Source organism: Curvibacter sp. T50 (assembly GCF_057219955.1).
Window position 1 is genome coordinate 908,490 of sequence record NZ_JBXVVU010000001.1, and the last position, 15,823, is coordinate 924,312.

General features: G+C 61.4%; 17 protein-coding genes. 10 read left to right on the forward strand and 7 right to left on the reverse strand.

Annotated elements, in window-relative coordinates:
* The first annotated feature begins 30 nt into the window (after positions 1–30).
* The 3 genes from aat to AC2EBU_RS04310 all read left to right on the forward strand — a co-directional run bounded on the left by aat (position 31) and on the right by AC2EBU_RS04310 (position 2,401).
* Complete coding sequence (aat, locus tag AC2EBU_RS04300; RefSeq protein ID WP_484609135.1) at positions 31–795, forward strand: leucyl/phenylalanyl-tRNA--protein transferase; 765 nt, start codon at positions 31–33, stop codon at positions 793–795.
* Entirely contained in the window at positions 792–1,532 is a 741-nt protein-coding gene (locus tag AC2EBU_RS04305) for an arginyltransferase (RefSeq protein ID WP_484609136.1), read from the forward strand. Before aat ends, AC2EBU_RS04305 begins: the two co-directional genes overlap by 4 nt.
* A 74-nt stretch (positions 1,533–1,606) precedes the next feature.
* The gene (locus AC2EBU_RS04310) at positions 1,607–2,401 is read left to right on the forward strand and encodes an IclR family transcriptional regulator (RefSeq protein ID WP_484609137.1); all 795 of its coding nucleotides are present in this window, start codon (positions 1,607–1,609) and stop codon (positions 2,399–2,401) included.
* Between the two features lie 37 nt (positions 2,402–2,438).
* Here the strand turns inward: AC2EBU_RS04310 and pbpG are convergent, their stop codons facing one another.
* The 5 genes from pbpG to AC2EBU_RS04335 all read right to left on the reverse strand — a co-directional run bounded on the left by pbpG (position 2,439) and on the right by AC2EBU_RS04335 (position 8,939).
* The gene (gene pbpG / locus AC2EBU_RS04315; RefSeq protein WP_484610116.1) at positions 2,439–3,485 is read right to left on the reverse strand and encodes a D-alanyl-D-alanine endopeptidase; all 1,047 of its coding nucleotides are present in this window, start codon (positions 3,483–3,485) and stop codon (positions 2,439–2,441) included.
* Between the two features lie 180 nt (positions 3,486–3,665).
* Positions 3,666–5,204: a 2-isopropylmalate synthase gene (locus AC2EBU_RS04320; RefSeq protein ID WP_484609138.1), complete on the reverse strand. Its 1,539-nt coding sequence runs from the start codon at positions 5,202–5,204 to the stop codon at positions 3,666–3,668.
* 288 nt (positions 5,205–5,492) lie between these two features.
* A complete protein-coding gene (gene ilvC / locus AC2EBU_RS04325; RefSeq protein WP_484609139.1) occupies positions 5,493–6,509 on the reverse strand; it encodes a ketol-acid reductoisomerase in 1,017 nt (338 codons plus the stop codon).
* A gap of 35 nt (positions 6,510–6,544) precedes the next feature.
* Positions 6,545–7,036 carry an acetolactate synthase small subunit gene (gene ilvN, locus AC2EBU_RS04330; RefSeq protein WP_484609140.1) on the reverse strand — a complete coding sequence of 164 codons (492 nt, stop codon included), beginning with the start codon at positions 7,034–7,036 and terminating at the stop codon, positions 6,545–6,547.
* A 124-nt stretch (positions 7,037–7,160) separates the two neighbouring features.
* A complete protein-coding gene (locus AC2EBU_RS04335; protein ID WP_484609141.1) occupies positions 7,161–8,939 on the reverse strand; it encodes an acetolactate synthase 3 catalytic subunit in 1,779 nt (592 codons plus the stop codon).
* A 274-nt stretch (positions 8,940–9,213) separates the two neighbouring features.
* On the opposite strand from AC2EBU_RS04335, the gene AC2EBU_RS04340 reads away from it, so the two are divergent.
* The 6 genes from AC2EBU_RS04340 to AC2EBU_RS04365 all read left to right on the forward strand — a co-directional run bounded on the left by AC2EBU_RS04340 (position 9,214) and on the right by AC2EBU_RS04365 (position 12,526).
* Positions 9,214–9,780, forward strand: coding sequence for an RNA polymerase sigma factor (locus AC2EBU_RS04340; RefSeq protein WP_484610117.1), 567 nt, complete (start codon positions 9,214–9,216; stop codon positions 9,778–9,780).
* Positions 9,777–10,235 carry a DUF3619 family protein gene (locus tag AC2EBU_RS04345; RefSeq protein WP_484609142.1) on the forward strand — a complete coding sequence of 153 codons (459 nt, stop codon included), beginning with the start codon at positions 9,777–9,779 and terminating at the stop codon, positions 10,233–10,235. Before AC2EBU_RS04340 ends, AC2EBU_RS04345 begins: the two co-directional genes overlap by 4 nt.
* A 62-nt stretch (positions 10,236–10,297) precedes the next feature.
* A complete protein-coding gene (locus tag AC2EBU_RS04350; protein ID WP_484609143.1) occupies positions 10,298–10,921 on the forward strand; it encodes a DUF3106 domain-containing protein in 624 nt (207 codons plus the stop codon).
* 47 nt (positions 10,922–10,968) lie between these two features.
* Entirely contained in the window at positions 10,969–11,517 is a 549-nt protein-coding gene (locus AC2EBU_RS04355) for an RDD family protein (RefSeq protein WP_484609144.1), read from the forward strand.
* Between the two features lie 29 nt (positions 11,518–11,546).
* Positions 11,547–11,942, forward strand: coding sequence for a diacylglycerol kinase (locus AC2EBU_RS04360; protein ID WP_484610118.1), 396 nt, complete (start codon positions 11,547–11,549; stop codon positions 11,940–11,942).
* On the forward strand, positions 11,939–12,526 hold the full coding sequence (locus tag AC2EBU_RS04365) for an LOG family protein (protein ID WP_484609145.1): 588 nt from the start codon (positions 11,939–11,941) through the stop codon (positions 12,524–12,526). Before AC2EBU_RS04360 ends, AC2EBU_RS04365 begins: the two co-directional genes overlap by 4 nt.
* 22 nt (positions 12,527–12,548) lie before the next feature.
* Here AC2EBU_RS04365 and AC2EBU_RS04370 read toward each other — a convergent pair whose 3' ends face one another.
* Both AC2EBU_RS04370 and AC2EBU_RS04375 read right to left on the reverse strand, forming a co-directional pair.
* Positions 12,549–12,887, reverse strand: a complete 339-nt coding sequence (locus tag AC2EBU_RS04370) for a P-II family nitrogen regulator (RefSeq protein ID WP_484609146.1) — start codon at positions 12,885–12,887, stop codon at positions 12,549–12,551.
* A gap of 39 nt (positions 12,888–12,926) precedes the next feature.
* A complete protein-coding gene (locus AC2EBU_RS04375) occupies positions 12,927–14,591 on the reverse strand; it encodes an NAD+ synthase (protein ID WP_484610119.1) in 1,665 nt (554 codons plus the stop codon).
* Between AC2EBU_RS04375 and AC2EBU_RS04380 the strand changes: the two genes are divergently transcribed.
* A complete protein-coding gene (locus AC2EBU_RS04380; protein WP_484609147.1) occupies positions 14,590–15,810 on the forward strand; it encodes a GNAT family N-acetyltransferase in 1,221 nt (406 codons plus the stop codon). The genes AC2EBU_RS04375 and AC2EBU_RS04380 overlap by 2 nt on opposite strands.
* Positions 15,811–15,823: the final 13 nt, after the last annotated feature.

Sequence of the window (15,823 nt, forward strand, 5' to 3'; positions counted from 1 at the left end):
CCGCATCGCAGCCGTAGCGCCGATCACCCAATGGCCTCCGACACACCGTTTCTGTCCTGGCTCGAACCGGGTGACGCGTTTCCCGATGTCCATGCGGCGTGGAGCCAAGGCAGCGCAGCGCCCGGCCTGCTCGCTGCGGGCGGCGCACTTGATGTCGACAGCCTTCGCCGGGCGTACGCCAGTGGCATCTTTCCCTGGTTCAGTGCGGGACAGCCGATTCTGTGGTGGAGTCCGGATCCCCGCATGGTGCTGCGGACCGATCGATTCAAGCTGCATCACTCGCTGCGCCGGAAAATCCGCAGTCTGCTGCGACAGTCGCGACTTGAAGTGCGCTTCGACTCCCGCTTCGATACCGTCATCGAAGCCTGCGCGACTTCGCCCAGGGCCGGGCAAAACGGCACCTGGATCGTGCCCGAAATGATTGCTGCCTACAGGGCCTTGCATCGTTCGGGCGACGCCCATAGCGTCGAAACCTGGATAGACGGCGAGATCGCTGGCGGCCTGTACTTCGTCGCCCAAGGGCGGGCGGTATTCGGGGAGTCCATGTTCGCCCGGGTATCCGATGCATCCAAAATCGCCCTGGCGGCCTTGGTTGCGTTCAGCCGCCATCACGCCATCGACCGGATCGATTGCCAGCAAAATACTCGCCACCTGGCCTCGTTGGGAGCCACGGAAACTGCACGGTCGGAGTTTCTGGAACACCTCGCGATTGACCGGCGCAAACCGAGCCCCGCGTGGCGTTTCGCCGCCGTATACTGGGACACACTGCTGCACCAGCCTGACCGCCATCCGTGACGCGTCTCAAAGACCTCCCCCTCCAGACACTGCAGTTCTACGCCACAGCGCCGTACCCCTGCAGTTATCTCGCTGACCATGTCGCACGGTCGCAGGTTGCAACACCCAGCCACCTGATCCGCAACGACCAGTATTCTGAATTGGTCGAAAGAGGCTTTCGCCGCAGCGGTCTTTTCACCTATCGGCCGTACTGCGACGGCTGCATGGACTGTGTACCGATCCGGATTCCGGTGGACCGGTTTGCGCCAAATCGAAGCCAGCGGCGCGCCTGGAAACAGCATCAGGGTTTGCAGGCCCGAGTGCTACGGCTTGGATTCGATCCCGAACACTATGCGCTGTATCTGCGCTATCAGACGAGCCGCCATGCGGGAAGCGGCATGGACCACGATAGCGTGGACCAATACAGTCAGTTCCTGTTGCAAAGCCGGGTCAATTCCCGCTTGGTGGAGTTCCGCGAAGCAGCGGAACCCGGCACTCTTGGCGCGCTGCGCATGGTCTCCATCCTTGACGTTCTCAACGGCGGACTTTCTGCCGTATACACATTTTTCGACCCGGCGCCGCAATCGAGCCTGGGAACGTTCAACATCCTGTGGCAGATCGCCCAAGCCCGTCAGCTGGGTTTGCAGTTCGTCTATCTCGGCTACTGGATCGGTGCGAGCAACAAGATGGCATACAAGGCCCGCTTCCGGCCACACCAGCGTCTTGTCGGCGAGCAATGGATTGACGCGACGGACTGAATCCGCCGAACCCGCGGTGATACGGACCCTTCGGATCCCGCATCGTAAAATCAAGACCCCTTCGCGCCCGCCCTATGCACAAGAAAAACGATCCGAACCTGTCCGTCCCGACCATTCAGGTGCTCGAACGGGCTTTTGCATTGATTGACGTCATGGCTTCCCGGGAAGATGCGCTTTCGCTCAAGGAAATCAGCGAGAAAACCGGTTTGCATCCGTCAACGGCTCATCGCATCCTCAATGACCTTGCCATCGGGCGATTCGTTGACCGACCCGAGGCCGGACACTACCGCCTTGGAATGCGTTTGCTCGAACTGGGAAACGTCGTCAAGGGCCGGCTCAATGTCCGAGATGCTGCGGTCGGGCCAATGCGCGAGCTGCACAAACAGATTCAGCAGCCAGTCAACCTGAGCCTGCGCCAAGGCGACGAAATCGTCTATATCGAGCGGGCTTTCAGCGAACGCTCAGGCATGCAGGTGGTTCGTGCCATTGGTGGCCGCGCGGCATTGCATCTGACGTCTGTCGGCAAATTGTTCCTTGCGGCCGATGATCCAGAGCGCGTGCGCAACTATGCAGCCCGCACCGGCCTGAGTGGTCAGACCCGCAACAGCATCACCCAGCTCAGTGCGTTGGAACGCGAACTGGCAAAGGTACGCCAGCTCGGCATCGCACGGGACAACGAAGAACTTGAACTTGGGGTTAGGTGTATGGCCGCAGGCATCTACGACGACCAAGACAAACTGATTGCAGGCTTGTCGATCTCCGCGCCGGCCGACCGACTTGACGAGGGATGGCTGCCACGTTTGCGATCCACGGCCGAAGCCATCTCGGCAACCATGGGTATGCATTCCGCCGGGACACCCAAACGCTGAAAGGCCAGCAATGCGGGCGCCCGTACTGCCCCCGGTTTCAGCCTTGTTGCACGGGGTTGCGCGCAGGCGCTGAAGTGACAGGACGATTGGTTTCAACCCACCGACGAACGCGCTCCGCGTCGCCGAGCCGACTGAGTTTTCCCGCCGAATCCAGAAAGACCATGATCAGTTTGCGGCCGGAGATTTTCGCCTGCATCACCAGGCATTGACCGGCCTCGGAGATGTAGCCTGTCTTTTGGAGGCCAATTTCCCATTCCGGGTTCTTGACCAGCCGGTTGGTATTGTTGAACTGCAGCGTCCGGTGTCCGACCGTGACCTCACGTCCCGGCGATGTCGAAAGATCCCGGAGCACGGCATCCTGGTAGGCGGTCGCCACCAAAACGGCGAGGTCCGACGCACTCGACTGGTTGCGGCTCGAAAGCCCGGTCGGCTCGACAAACCGGGTGTCCTGCATGCCCAATGAACGCGCCCGTTCATTCATCCGTTGTACGAATACACCCGATCCCCCCGGGTAGGTCCGACCCAATGCACTGGCGGCCCTGTTCTCGCTCGACATCAATGCCAGGTGCATCAGTTCGCCACGCGTCAGGGTGCTACCGACGGCAAGTCTTGAAGTGCTTCCCTTTTCCGTATCGACATCCTCGGCCGTGATGGTGACCGGTTCGTCCATCGGCAGTTTCGATTCACTGATGATCAACCCCGTCATCAGCTTGGTAATCGACGCGATCGGAAGGACCGCATGGTCATTCTTGCTGAACAGAACCTCGCGAGTGTCCTGATCCACAATCAGCGCCACGCTGGAGCGCAGGTCCAGAGGATCCTGCATTTCATGGAGGCCAGCGAGCTTTCCGTAAGAAGGACGAGCCGGGGCGACAACCCGCACGATGGCTTGATTGCGTTGCCTGGCCTTGGCGCCCCCTGCCAAGCGCGCCTCGCGTCCGCCGGAAGCTTTTCGCTGGGCGCTTCGCGCTTTCTGGGCAACCGGTTTGCGAACCACGGTCGCCTTGGTGGCCTGCTTTGTGACTGCCTGATTTCCGCGCGATGACGCTTCAGCCGAAGCGGCGATGGACAGGCTAGCGACCATCAACGCGCACCCCGTACAAAACCCGATCGTCCTGCGACGAAGCGATTCAGTCAATTTCACTTCATTTTTCATAGTGTCGGGCCACGCTTCTTCGGTCAATGGCCAGCAATATAAACGATGAATCCACGCAAGTTCAACAACTTGCGTGGATTTACTAGAAAAAAAATGAAGTATCGGCGGTCAGCCCTGCGCAGCCACCCGATCAGACTTGTCCTGCAGCTTGTTCAACGCGCTGAGGTAGGCTTTGGCCGATGCCACCACGATGTCGGGATCGGCACCGACGCCGTTCACAACCCGCCCACTGTTTTGAAGCCGGACGGTCACTTCGCCCTGGCTTTCCGTGGAACCACTGATGGCATTGACCGAATACAGCACCATTTCCGCACCGCTGCGGACATGCTGCTCAATCGCCTTGAGGGACGCGTCCACTGGCCCGTTGCCATCGGATTCCCCCCGAACCTCCTGCCCCCCTACGGTGAAAACGACACTGGCATGGGGGCGCTCGCCGGTTTCACTATGCTGGGACAACGATACGAGACCATAGTGCTCCCGCTCGGGCGTCACGCTTTCATCACTGACCAGAGCCAGGATGTCTTCGTCGAAAATCTCGCTCTTGCGATCGGCCAACTCTTTGAACCGGGTAAATGCGGTATTGATCGCGGTTTCACTGTCAAGCGCCGCACCCAGTTCCAACAAGCGCTGCTTGAATGCGTTCCGGCCGCTGAGTTTGCCCAGGACAATCTTGTTTGCGCTCCAGCCAACGTCTTCCGCTCGCATGATCTCGTAGGTATCACGGGCCTTGAGCACGCCATCCTGATGTATTCCGGACGCATGTGCGAACGCGTTGGCACCGACTACTGCCTTGTTGGGCTGCACAACGAAGCCCGTGGTCTGGCTGACCATCCGGCTGGCCGCCACAATGTGATGGGTATCAATTCCGACCTCAAGTCCGAAGTAATCCTTGCGCGTCTTCACGGCCATGACCACTTCTTCAAGCGAGCAATTGCCCGCCCGCTCACCAAGCCCGTTGATGGTGCACTCGACCTGGCGGGCGCCACCGATCTTCACGCCAGCCAGGGAGTTGGCCACTGCCATGCCCAGATCATTGTGGCAATGCACAGACCAGATCGCCTTGTCGCTGTTCGGAATGCGCTCCCGCAGTGTCTTGATGAAGTTCCCGTATAACTCGGGAACGGCATATCCCACCGTATCGGGCACATTGATCGTCGAGGCACCTGCGGTAATCACAGCCTCGAGAACACGGCAAAGGAAGTCCATGTCGCTACGGTAACCATCTTCTGGGCTGAACTCGACATCAGCGACCAGATTGCGTGCAAAACGAACCGAAAGTCTGGCCTGCTCAAGCACCTCTTCCGGTGTCATGCGCAGCTTTTTTTCCATGTGCAAAGGCGAAGTGGCAATGAAGGTATGGATACGCGCATTGGCCGCACCCTTCAGAGCCTCGGCGGCCCGGGAGATATCACGATCGTTGGCACGCGAAAGCGAACAGACCGTGGAATCCTTGATTGCATCTGCGATACAGCGCACCGCCTCGAAATCACCGTTGGAACTGGCAGCAAAGCCGGCCTCGATCACATCAACGCGAAGGCGCTCCAGTTGCCGAGCAATACGCAGCTTTTCGTCGCGAGTCATCGAGGCCCCGGGCGATTGTTCGCCGTCGCGCAAAGTCGTGTCGAAAATGATCAGCTTTTCGGTCATGGTTGGCTCCTGAGGTGCACGTTGTTGATGGAAAACGCAAGAATGTAAAAAGAAAAAGGCCCGTTGCAGGTGCAAACGGGCCTAGGTTCTGAGAGCAACTGCGCGCTACTGATCCCGCCCTGCGGACGAAGTTAGTAGCGAGAAAGGTGCGCGGCTCATGGCGTCAATGTAGCACAGTTCAACGCCAGACACCGAACGGACGGTCTTGCTGACCTTGCATACCTCTGTAATTCTGTCGTCCTGCAACGACGAGGGCTACAGGTCACAAAGCACTCTCTCGACTGCAAATCAGTTGCGGGTCTGGTCCACCAGCTTGTTCTTCGCAATCCAGGGCATCATGGCGCGCAACTGGGCACCCACCACTTCGATCTGGTGATCGGCGGTGTTGCGGCGGCGGGCTGTCATGCTCGGGTAGCCGGTGCGACCTTCCAGGATGAACATCTTGGCATAGTCACCGTTCTGAATGCGTTTGAGGGCGTTGCGCATGGCAACGCGAGACTGCTCATTGATGACCTCCGGGCCCGTCACGTACTCGCCGTACTCCGCGTTGTTGGAGATCGAGTAGTTCATGTTGGCGATGCCGCCTTCGTAGATCAGGTCCACGATGAGCTTGAGTTCGTGCAGGCACTCGAAATAGGCCATTTCCGGCGCGTAGCCGGCCTCGACCAGGGTCTCGTACCCCATCTTGATCAGTTCGACGGCGCCGCCGCACAGCACGGCCTGTTCGCCGAACAGGTCGGTCTCGGTTTCTTCCTTGAAGTTGGTCTCGATGATGCCGGCCTTGCCGCCGCCATTGGCCATGGCGTAGCTCAAGGCCAGGTCGCGGGCCTTGCCGGACTTGTCCTGATGCACCGCGATCAGGTGGGGCACGCCGCCGCCCTGCGTGTAGGTGTTGCGCACCGTGTGGCCCGGCGCCTTGGGCGCGACCATCCACACGTCCAGATCAGCGCGCGGCACGACCTGGTTGTAGTGCACGTTGAAGCCGTGCGCGAACACCAGGGAGGCGCCCTGCTTGATGTTGGGGGCCACATTGTTGTTGTAGACCTCGGCGATCTGCTCGTCGGGCAGCAGGATCATGACCACATCGGCCGCCTTGACGGCGTCATTGACTTCCATCACGTTCAGGCCGGCCTTGCCGACCTTGTCCCAGGAAGCGCCACCTTTGCGCAGACCGACCACGACCTTGACGCCGCTGTCGTTGAGGTTCTGGGCGTGCGCATGGCCCTGGCTGCCGTAGCCGATGATGGCGACGGTCTTGCCCTTGATCAGGCTCAGGTCACAGTCTTTGTCGTAGAAAACTTTCATTTTTTCTCCTGGTTGAGTATTGGTTCGGCGAAATTTCAAACGCGCAGGATTCTCTCACCGCGGCCGACTCCACAGGAACCGGTCCGAACGGTTTCAAGAATCGCGCTGCGATCAATCGCATTGAGGAACGCATCGTTCTTGGTCTGGTCGCCCGTCAATTCGATCGTGTAGCTCTTTTCGGTCACATCGATGATGTGCCCCCGGAAGATGTCAGCCATACGCTTCATTTCTTCCCGCTCCTTGCCCACCGCGCGCACCTTGACCAGCATCAGTTCGCGCTCGGTGTAGGCGCCTTCGGTCAGATCCACCACCTTCACCACCTCAATGAGGCGGTTCAGGTGCTTCGTGATCTGCTCGATCACATCATCCGATCCGGTGGTCTGGATGGTCATGCGAGAGAGAGACGGATCTTCCGTCGGAGCGACGCTGAGCGATTCAATGTTGTAGCCGCGAGCCGAAAACAGGCCCACGACCCGGGAGAGAGCGCCTGCTTCGTTTTCGAGCAGGACGGCAATGATGTGTTTCATAAAGAAGATTCCTCTTTTCTGAGCCCTCACCTGCGCACGGTAATGCGCAGGCTCGGCTGCAAATAGATTCGTCAAAAAGGCCGGCGGCAACAGCGGCCACCGGAAGGGAGAAAAAGCTTGGCGCTTAAAGGTCTTCCGAACCCAACAGCATTTCGGTGATGCCCTTGCCCGCCTTGACCATGGGGAAGACGTTTTCGGTGGGGTCGGTGCGAAAGTCCATGAACACCGTGCGGTCCTTGAGCTTGCGCGCCTCATGCAACGCCGCTTCGACATCCTGTGGACGCTCGATCAGCATACCCACGTGGCCGTAGGCCTCAGCAAGCTTCACAAAATTGGGCAGCGCATCCATGTAGCTGTGGCTGTAGCGGCCCTCGTAGTCGAGCTCCTGCCACTGCCTCACCATGCCAAGGTAGCGGTTGTTGAGCGCCACGATCTTGATCGGCGTGTTGTATTGCAGGCAAGTGGAAAGCTCCTGGATGCACATCTGCACCGAACCTTCCCCTGTCACACAGTAGACCTCGCTGTCGGGTTTGGCCAGCTTGATGCCCATCGCGTAAGGAATGCCAACGCCCATCGTGCCCAAGCCGCCCGAATTGATCCAGCGACGCGGTTCATTGAACTTGTAATACTGGGCGGCCCACATCTGGTGCTGACCAACGTCAGACGTGATGTAGGCATCGGCATCGCGGGTCATGTTCCAAAGAGTCTCGATGACCCGCTGCGGCTTGATGACATCGCGGCTTGAACGGTCATAACTGAGGCAGTCCCGCTTGCGCCATCCGTCAATCGACTCCCACCAGCTTGCGAGAGCCTGAGCATCCGGCTTCAGGCCGCTTTCGCGAATCATGGCCAGCAATTCGGTCAGAACATCGCGTACATCGCCCACAATCGGAATATCGACTTTGACCCGTTTGGAAATGCTCGAAGGGTCGATATCAATGTGAATGATTTTGCGTTCGTTCTGGGCGAAATGCTTCGGATTTCCGATCACTCGATCATCGAAACGGGCGCCGACGGCCAGCAGCACATCACAGTGCTGCATTGCATTGTTGGCTTCTATCGTGCCATGCATACCCAGCATGCCAAGGAACTTTGGATCGGTCGCCGGATAGGCCCCCAGGCCCATGAGCGTATTTGTGCAGGGATAGCCCAGCATATCGACCAATGCGCGCAACTCGTTCGAGGCGTTGGCCATCAGCACGCCGCCACCGGTGTAGATGTAGGGCCGCTTAGCCGACAACAGCAGCTGCAAAGCCTTGCGAATCTGTCCGCCGTGACCCTTCCGTACCGGGTTGTAAGAGCGCATCTCAATGCTGGACGGATAACCGGAATACGCCGTCTTGTTGAAAGATACGTCCTTCGGAATATCGACAACGACTGGGCCGGGCCGGCCGCTGCGGGCAATATGAAAGGCCTTTTTCATGACCATCGCCAGGTCACGAACATCCTTGACCAGGAAATTGTGCTTGACCACTGGGCGGGTTATTCCCACCGTGTCGCATTCCTGAAACGCATCCAGCCCGATGGCGGCTGTGGGAACCTGCCCTGTCACGATGACCATCGGAATGCTGTCCATGTAGGCGGTGGCAATTCCGGTCACGGCGTTGGTCACACCCGGCCCGGACGTCACCAACGCTACACCGACTTCGCCGGTTGCGCGGGCGTACCCATCAGCCGCGTGCACCGCAGCCTGTTCATGACGCACCAGCACATGCTGGATCGTGTCCTGCTTGTAGAACGCGTCGTAAATGTGAAGTACGGCCCCTCCGGGATATCCCCAGATGTACTTCACGCCTTCAGCCTGCAGAGCCTTGACGAGGATTTCCGCGCCGCGCAAATCCTGCACGCCGTTGCTGCCCGACGCCGCTGCGGCCGAGGCCATTTCTGCTTTTGTGATTTCCATTTTGTTCAACCTTTGCGAATTTCTCTGACGAAAAACCTTGGGTGCCCCTCGGCGGAACTCTTGTGGAGCAGCGTCGGGACTTTGGACCAAGACCATGGGCGTGCAGCTCGCACCGCCGGATCAGGATCCGTTTGCTTCTTGATGATGCAGCTCGCATTATCGCACTGCAACACGGAATGGCGAAATCCGGCCGCAGATCGCTCGTGCAAATGCCATAATTCCTTCAAAAAATGGGGGCTTGAGCCCCGAGAAGAGCCCCACAACCGAGACCTCCTTGGCCACAGAAAAAGAACTCTCCGACTTCCTCAGGGGCGTCGAGAGAAAGGCATTCAAGCGTTCGCTCTACCATGTGCGGGACGACGAAGCTGCGCTCGACATCGTGCAGGACAGCATGATGAAACTGGCTGAGCACTACGGCGACAAGCCGCCAGAGGAACTGCCGCTGTTGTTCCAGCGCATTCTGTCCAACACCACGCTCGACTGGTTTCGTCGTCAGAAAACGCGCCAGGCATTGTTCTCGAACGCCAGCGACTTCGAATCTGCCGATGACGACGGTGACTTCGACATTCTGGAAACTTTTTCCGGCCCTGAGGGCTCTACCGCTACGGAAAGTGCCGAGGACCACGTCCGGCGACGCCAGGTACTGATCGAAATCGAAAAGGAAGTGCAGGCATTGCCGGCACGTCAACGAGAAGCCTTCCTGTTGCGTTATTGGGATGAGCTGGACGTTGCCGAGACCGCTGCAGCGATGGGCTGCTCGGAGGGCAGCGTGAAGACACATTGCTCGCGTGCAGTTCAGGCCTTGGGGAAAGCCCTCCAGGCCAAAGGAATCAAGCCATGACAACCATTTCCCCAAACCAGACCGATTGCCTGCAGGATCGCTATGGCCGTCGGGTGGCGGCGCGGCTGACCGACAGCACCGACACGCTGCCCCATGACATCACCGAGCGACTTCGCGCGGCGCGTGTTCGTGCCGTCTCGCACCGAAAGATCGCCCGGGTCCAAAGCGCCCCGGCGATCCAGGTCTCTGGCGGTGGCGCCACACTCGGTTTCGACACCGAAGGTTTGAACCTCTGGAGCCGTCTGGCATCCGCACTGCCCATCGTCGCTCTGGTGATCGGCCTGGCGGGGATTGCCCAGTACCAGGGGGATGATCGTGCGCAAGAGTTGGCTGATGTTGATGCGGCATTGCTGGTTGACGATTTGCCCCCGGCTGCCTATACGGATGCCGGCTTTGCCCAGTATCTCAAGATTGCCAGCCTGACGCCGGTGACCGGATCGCACCAGCAGCCTTGAACGCCACGCTTATCCTTGCCGGTCTTCGAACGACCATGCGTGTCGGGCTTCGCATTGGCTGCGTGACCACCTTCTCGCTGGCAGCGATCGCGGCACATGCCCAGGTGGACACACGAACAAGCACAACGACAATGGCGAATGGCAGCAAGTCGGCGGTCGGCGCAGGTTCGGCAACGCACAGCAGCCGCGCTGCCTGGGACCAGTTGACGCCCGAACAGAAGTCCGCTTTGGCCCCGTTGAGGGCCTCATGGGCCGGATTGACCGACGGCCATCGGAACAAATGGCTGGCCTTGACCCGCAATTTTTCAGCGATGCCCGCATCCGAACAGTCAATCCTGCAGGGGCGGATGCGCGAATGGGCGGCGCTGACACCCCAGCAGCGTGCGCAGGCACGACTGACTTTCGGCGAAACACGCAGGCTTTCGCCCGATGATCGCCGTGCCAGCTGGGAGGCCTACCAGGCCCTGAGTGAAGAGGAAAAGCGACGCTTGGCCGCGAGCCGACTTTCACCCCGCAGTGTTGCGACGGCGCCCCGACCGGTCGCATCAGGCAAGCTGGCGCCCGTGCCCCCTCAAACGACCCACAACCTCAATCCTCCGACGGTCGTTATTCCGACACCACAGGTTGATCCGCATACACTCCTGCCCCGTAAGGCGGCTTCGTCTGCGCGCGCGCAAACTCGGTAATCCGTGACGGGCGCGCCTGCCGCGCCTGCAACCGAGCGCCCGCAACCATGTCCGCATCCCTGTCATCCGCCACTCCGGAACCCGCCTTGTCCGAACTTGTTGCGCCGAGCCTGCGACGGCGCCTGGCCTGCTGGCTGTATGAAGGCATGCTGATGTTTGGTGTCGTCTTCATCGCCGGTTATCTGTTCGGGACACTCAGCCAGACCCGTCATGCGCTGGACAACCGGCATCCCCTGCAGGCTTTCCTGTTTGTGGTGTTCGGCATCTATTTCACCTGGTTCTGGTCCAAGGGGCAGACGCTGGCCATGAAGACCTGGCATATCCGCCTCGTCGATCGGACGGGGCGGCCAGTCCGCCAGGGACGCGCCTTGCTGCGCTACGTGCTCTCCTGGGTCTGGCTCCTGCCACCGTTGGCTGCCGTGGCGCCTTTTTCCCTGCCAGCCGGGGAAGTCGTCCTGCTGACCGTCGGCTGGGTGCTGGTCTATGCCCTGCTGAGCCGTTTTCATCCGCAGCGGCAATATCTGCACGATGTCTGGGCGGGAACGCGGCTGATCAGTGTCGAAACGCGCTCCGCCACAGCAACCACCGGTCGGTGACCACCGAACAAACCGTGAAGTCCAACGTCATGCCCGAGGCACCCGATCCCGTCAACCCCCAAAAAGCCCGCCGTGGTCTGCATCGCATCTGGCACGCCACCGGGTACTCGCTGCAGGGACTGCAAGCCGGCTGGCAGGAAACGGCATTCCGCCAGGAGGCCATCGCCGCGCTGCTGATGCTGCCAGCAGCCCTCTGGATCGGGCAATCCTGGGTGGAGACGGCCCTGCTGGCCGGTTCGGTGCTCCTGGTGATGATCGTCGAGCTGCTCAATACCGGGATCGAAACCGCGATCGACCGTATCGGAACCGAGTGGCATGACCTGTCCAAGCGCGCCAAAGACATGGGCAGCGCGGCCGTCTTGCTCAGCCTGGTTCTCGCGGGGGGTGTCTGGTCGGCGGCCATTTTTCACCGCTTCTTTCCATGAAAACGATTCAGTTCTCTGTGTGTGTGTACTGCGGTTCCCGGCCAGGCAACGACGCCCGTTATGCCGAAGTCGCCCGCGAGGTCGGTCACTGGATCGGCTCGCGCGGGGGCCAGCTGGTCTACGGCGGCGGGCGCAGCGGCCTGATGGGAATCGTCGCCGATTCTGCGCTGGCGGCTGGGGGCACGGTGGTCGGCATCATTCCGCAGGCCCTGGTCGACCGCGAGTTGGCCCACAAGGGCTGCCAGGAGCTGCTTGTCGTCGAGACCATGCACGAACGCAAACGCCTGATGGCCGAGCGCGCCGATGCCTTTATGGCGTTGCCCGGGGGCATAGGCACCTTCGAGGAATTCTTCGAGGTCTGGACCTGGCGCCAGCTTGGCTACCACGACAAGCCGGTGGGACTGCTCAACACCGGCGGGTACTACGACGGCCTGGTGCGGTTTCTGGAATCAACCGTCACCCACGGATTCCTCGCAGACTGGCAGATGGACCTGATCCGCGTTGACTCCGCAGCCGACCGGCTTTTGCCGGCGCTGGTGCAAGCGGCCGGCTTTTCCGCCGCTGCACACCTGGACGCCATCTGACCGCGCCCCGACAGGGCCCGCCTCAGACGGCCGTGTCGTTTTCTTCGCCGGTACGAATGCGCACCACCCGTTCAACGGTGGTGACAAAAATCTTGCCGTCCCCGATCTTGCCGGTGCGGGCGGCACTGACGATGGCGTCGACGCAGCGGTCGACATCCTCGTCCTTGACCACCACCTCGACCTTGACCTTGGGCAGGAAATCCACCACGTACTCGGCGCCGCGGTACAGCTCGGTGTGGCCTTTCTGACGGCCGAAACCCTTGACTTCGGTCACCGTCAGGCCGGTGACGCCGCATTCGGCCAGGGCTTCACGCACTTCTTCCAGCTTGAAGGGTTTGATGACGGCGGTGATCTGTTTCATGAAGTGATGTCCTGCTGAAAGATGGAAAACCGGGCCCATTCAAGCCCGGAACTTGCTGGTTATAGGATAACGCCAATCCTTGCCGAAGCTGCGGTGCGTGATCCGGATGCCCACCGCAGCCTGCCGGCGTTTGTATTCGTTGATCTTGATCAGGCGGGTGACTTTCTCCACGTCAGCCCGGTCGAAGCCGGCAGCGATCAGTTCGGCGATGCCTTCGTCGTTTTCCATGTAGCGCTCGATGATCGCGTCCAGCACCTCATAGGGCGGCAGGCTGTCCTGGTCTTTCTGGTCCGGGCGCAGTTCGGCGCTCGGGGGCCGGGTGATGATGCGCTCGGGAATGGGATTGGCGCCGGTGCCGTACGGGTCATGGGCATTGCGCCAGCGGGCCAGTCGGAACACCACGGTCTTGGCCACGTCCTTGATGACGGCAAAGCCGCCGGCCATGTCGCCGTAGAGCGTGCAGTACCCGGTGGCCATCTCGCTCTTGTTGCCGGTGGTCAGCACGATGGCGCCGAACTTGTTGGACAGCGCCATCAGCAACGTGCCGCGGATGCGGGCCTGGATGTTTTCTTCGGTGGTGTCCTCCGGACGGCCCTCGAACAGCGGCCCGAGCGAGCCGCGAAACGCGTCGAATTCCGGGGCGATCGAGATTTCGTCGTGCCGGACACCGAGGCGGTTGGCCATCTCGCGGGCATCGATCCAGCTGATGTCGGCGGTGTAGGGCGAGGGCATCATCACGGTGCGCACCCGATCCTTGCCCAGCGCATCCACCGCAACCGCCAGCACCAGCGCCGAGTCGATGCCGCCCGACAGACCGATGAGGGCGCCCGGGAAACCGTTCTTGCCGATGTAGTCGCGCACACCCAGCACCAGCGCGTCCCACAGATCGGCGTCGGCACTGCGTTCCGGTACAACATCTGCTTTGATTTCGAGAGCAGACAATGACCGTTCCACGCTGGATACGAACAGTTTTTCTTCAAAACTCGGCGCCCGGCCGGCCAGCGAGCCGTCGGCGTTCAATGCAAACGAGTGGCCTTCGAACACCACCTCGTCCTGGCCACCCACCAGGTGGGCATAGACCATGGGCAGCCCGACGTCGCGCACGCGCTCGCGCATCATGGCCTCGCGCTCGTAGCCCTTGCCCACATGAAACGGCGACGCGTTGATGACCGCCAGCAGCTCGGCGCCGGCGGCGCGCGTTTCACGGGCCGGCGCTTCAAACCAGGCGTCTTCGCAGATCAGCAGGCCCACACGCACGCCCGCGACCTCGAACACACAGGGCGCCGTGCCGGGCGCGAAATAGCGGCGCTCGTCAAACACCTGGTAGTTGGGCAGCTCACGTTTGGCATAGGTGGCGATCACCTCGCCGCCGCGCAGCACACTGGCGCTGTTGAAGCGCTGTTGCACCGCCACACTGCGCGAGCGGTGCCCGCCGCCGGTGGGGTGGCCCACCACCACCGTCAGGTCGGGCAACCCCGCCAGCTCGCGGGCCACCGTTTTGACGGCATCATCACAGGCGGCGATGAACGAGGGCCGCAAAAACAGGTCTTCGGCCGCATAGCCGCAGATGGACAGTTCGGGGGTCAGCAGCAGGCGGGCGCCGTCGGCATGGGCCTGACGGGCCGCTTCGACGATGCGCCGGGCGTTGCCAGCCATGTCGCCGACCACAAAATTGAGCTGGGCGACGCAGATCGGGAGAGTCATGGGCATGCAGAAAATGGGTTCGGACGATTATGTCATCCGGGTTTGCGACCAGCCGGCGCAGGTCGATGCGGCGGCCTGGGACGCCTTGCTGGCCCGGCAGACCCACCCCACCCCGTTCATGCGCCATGCCTGTCTGGCCGCCCTGCACACCAGCGGCAGCGCAACTCCGGCCAGCGGGTGGACCCTGCGCTGGATCACGCTCTGGCGCGGCGGGCAGCTGGCGGCGGCCTGCCCGCTGTACGTCAAGGATCACTCCTACGGGGAATACGTGTTCGACTGGGCCTGGGCCGAGGCCTACGCGCGGCACGGCCTGGATTACTACCCCAAAGGCGTGGTCGCGGTGCCGTTCACGCCGGTGCCCGGCAGCCGGCTGCTGGCCGACAGCCCGCAGGCCCGGGCCGCGCTGCTGCAGGCGCTACTGGCGGAGGGCCAACGGCTGAAGCTGTCGTCGCTGCACCTGCTGTTTGCCGCCGATGACGACCTGGCCGCCTGCGAAACCGCCGGCCTGATGCGCCGCGACACGGTGCAGTTTCACTGGTTCAACGCCAACTGGCCGGATTTCGACGCTTTTCTGGCCAGCCTGACGCAGGACAAGCGCAAGAAGATCCGGCAGGAGCGCCGCAAGGTTGCCGAAGCCGGTGTGACCTTTCGCTGGGCGCGCGGCACGGACATCCGCCCCGCCGACTGGGATTTTTTCTACCGCTGCTACGAACGCACCTACCGCGAACACGGCAACCCGCCCTACCTGACGCCGGATTTCTTCGCCCGCATGGCGCGCGAGCTGCCGCAGGCCTGGCTGCTGTTTGTGGCCGAGCGCGACGGGCAGCCGATTGCTTCCAGTTTGATAGCAATACAAGACCATTTGACGCTGGGTAACGGCCAAAAAGACTCCAAAACCGTCCCGGACCACCCGCCCGCCGTGGCCTACGGCCGCTACTGGGGTGCACTGGAGCGGGTGGACTGCCTGCACTTCGAGGCCTGCTACTACCAGCCGATCGACTGGTGCATCGCCCACGGTGTGGCCCGCTTCGAGGGCGGCGCCCAGGGCGAGCACAAGATGGCGCGCGCGCTGCTGCCGGTGCAGGCCTCCAGCGCCCACTGGCTGGCGCATCCGGGCTTTGCCGACGCGGTGGACCGCTTTCTGGACCGCGAGCGCGACGGGGTGCGCCACTACCTGGACGAGCTCGCCACCCGCAGCCCGCTGCGCCGCCCCGGCTGATCCCGGGGCCCGC

Bases quoted from the DNA above. Each gene is read 5' to 3' on its own strand.
- aat (WP_484609135.1), top strand. From the start codon at position 31: ATGGCCTCCGACACACCGTTTCTGTCCTGGCTCGAACCGGGTGACGCG.
- AC2EBU_RS04310 (WP_484609137.1), top strand. From the start codon at position 1,607: ATGCACAAGAAAAACGATCCGAACCTGTCCGTCCCGACCATTCAGGTG.
- pbpG (WP_484610116.1), bottom strand. From the start codon at position 3,485: ATGGTCGCTAGCCTGTCCATCGCCGCTTCGGCTGAAGCGTCATCGCGC.
- AC2EBU_RS04320 (WP_484609138.1), bottom strand. From the start codon at position 5,204: ATGACCGAAAAGCTGATCATTTTCGACACGACTTTGCGCGACGGCGAA.
- ilvC (WP_484609139.1), bottom strand. From the start codon at position 6,509: ATGAAAGTTTTCTACGACAAAGACTGTGACCTGAGCCTGATCAAGGGC.
- ilvN (WP_484609140.1), bottom strand. From the start codon at position 7,036: ATGAAACACATCATTGCCGTCCTGCTCGAAAACGAAGCAGGCGCTCTC.
- AC2EBU_RS04335 (WP_484609141.1), bottom strand. From the start codon at position 8,939: ATGGAAATCACAAAAGCAGAAATGGCCTCGGCCGCAGCGGCGTCGGGC.
- AC2EBU_RS04345 (WP_484609142.1), top strand. From the start codon at position 9,777: ATGACAACCATTTCCCCAAACCAGACCGATTGCCTGCAGGATCGCTAT.
- AC2EBU_RS04355 (WP_484609144.1), top strand. From the start codon at position 10,969: ATGTCCGCATCCCTGTCATCCGCCACTCCGGAACCCGCCTTGTCCGAA.
- AC2EBU_RS04360 (WP_484610118.1), top strand. From the start codon at position 11,547: ATGCCCGAGGCACCCGATCCCGTCAACCCCCAAAAAGCCCGCCGTGGT.
- AC2EBU_RS04365 (WP_484609145.1), top strand. From the start codon at position 11,939: ATGAAAACGATTCAGTTCTCTGTGTGTGTGTACTGCGGTTCCCGGCCA.
- AC2EBU_RS04370 (WP_484609146.1), bottom strand. From the start codon at position 12,887: ATGAAACAGATCACCGCCGTCATCAAACCCTTCAAGCTGGAAGAAGTG.
- AC2EBU_RS04380 (WP_484609147.1), top strand. From the start codon at position 14,590: ATGGGCATGCAGAAAATGGGTTCGGACGATTATGTCATCCGGGTTTGC.
- AC2EBU_RS04375 (WP_484610119.1), bottom strand. From the start codon at position 14,591: ATGACTCTCCCGATCTGCGTCGCCCAGCTCAATTTTGTGGTCGGCGAC.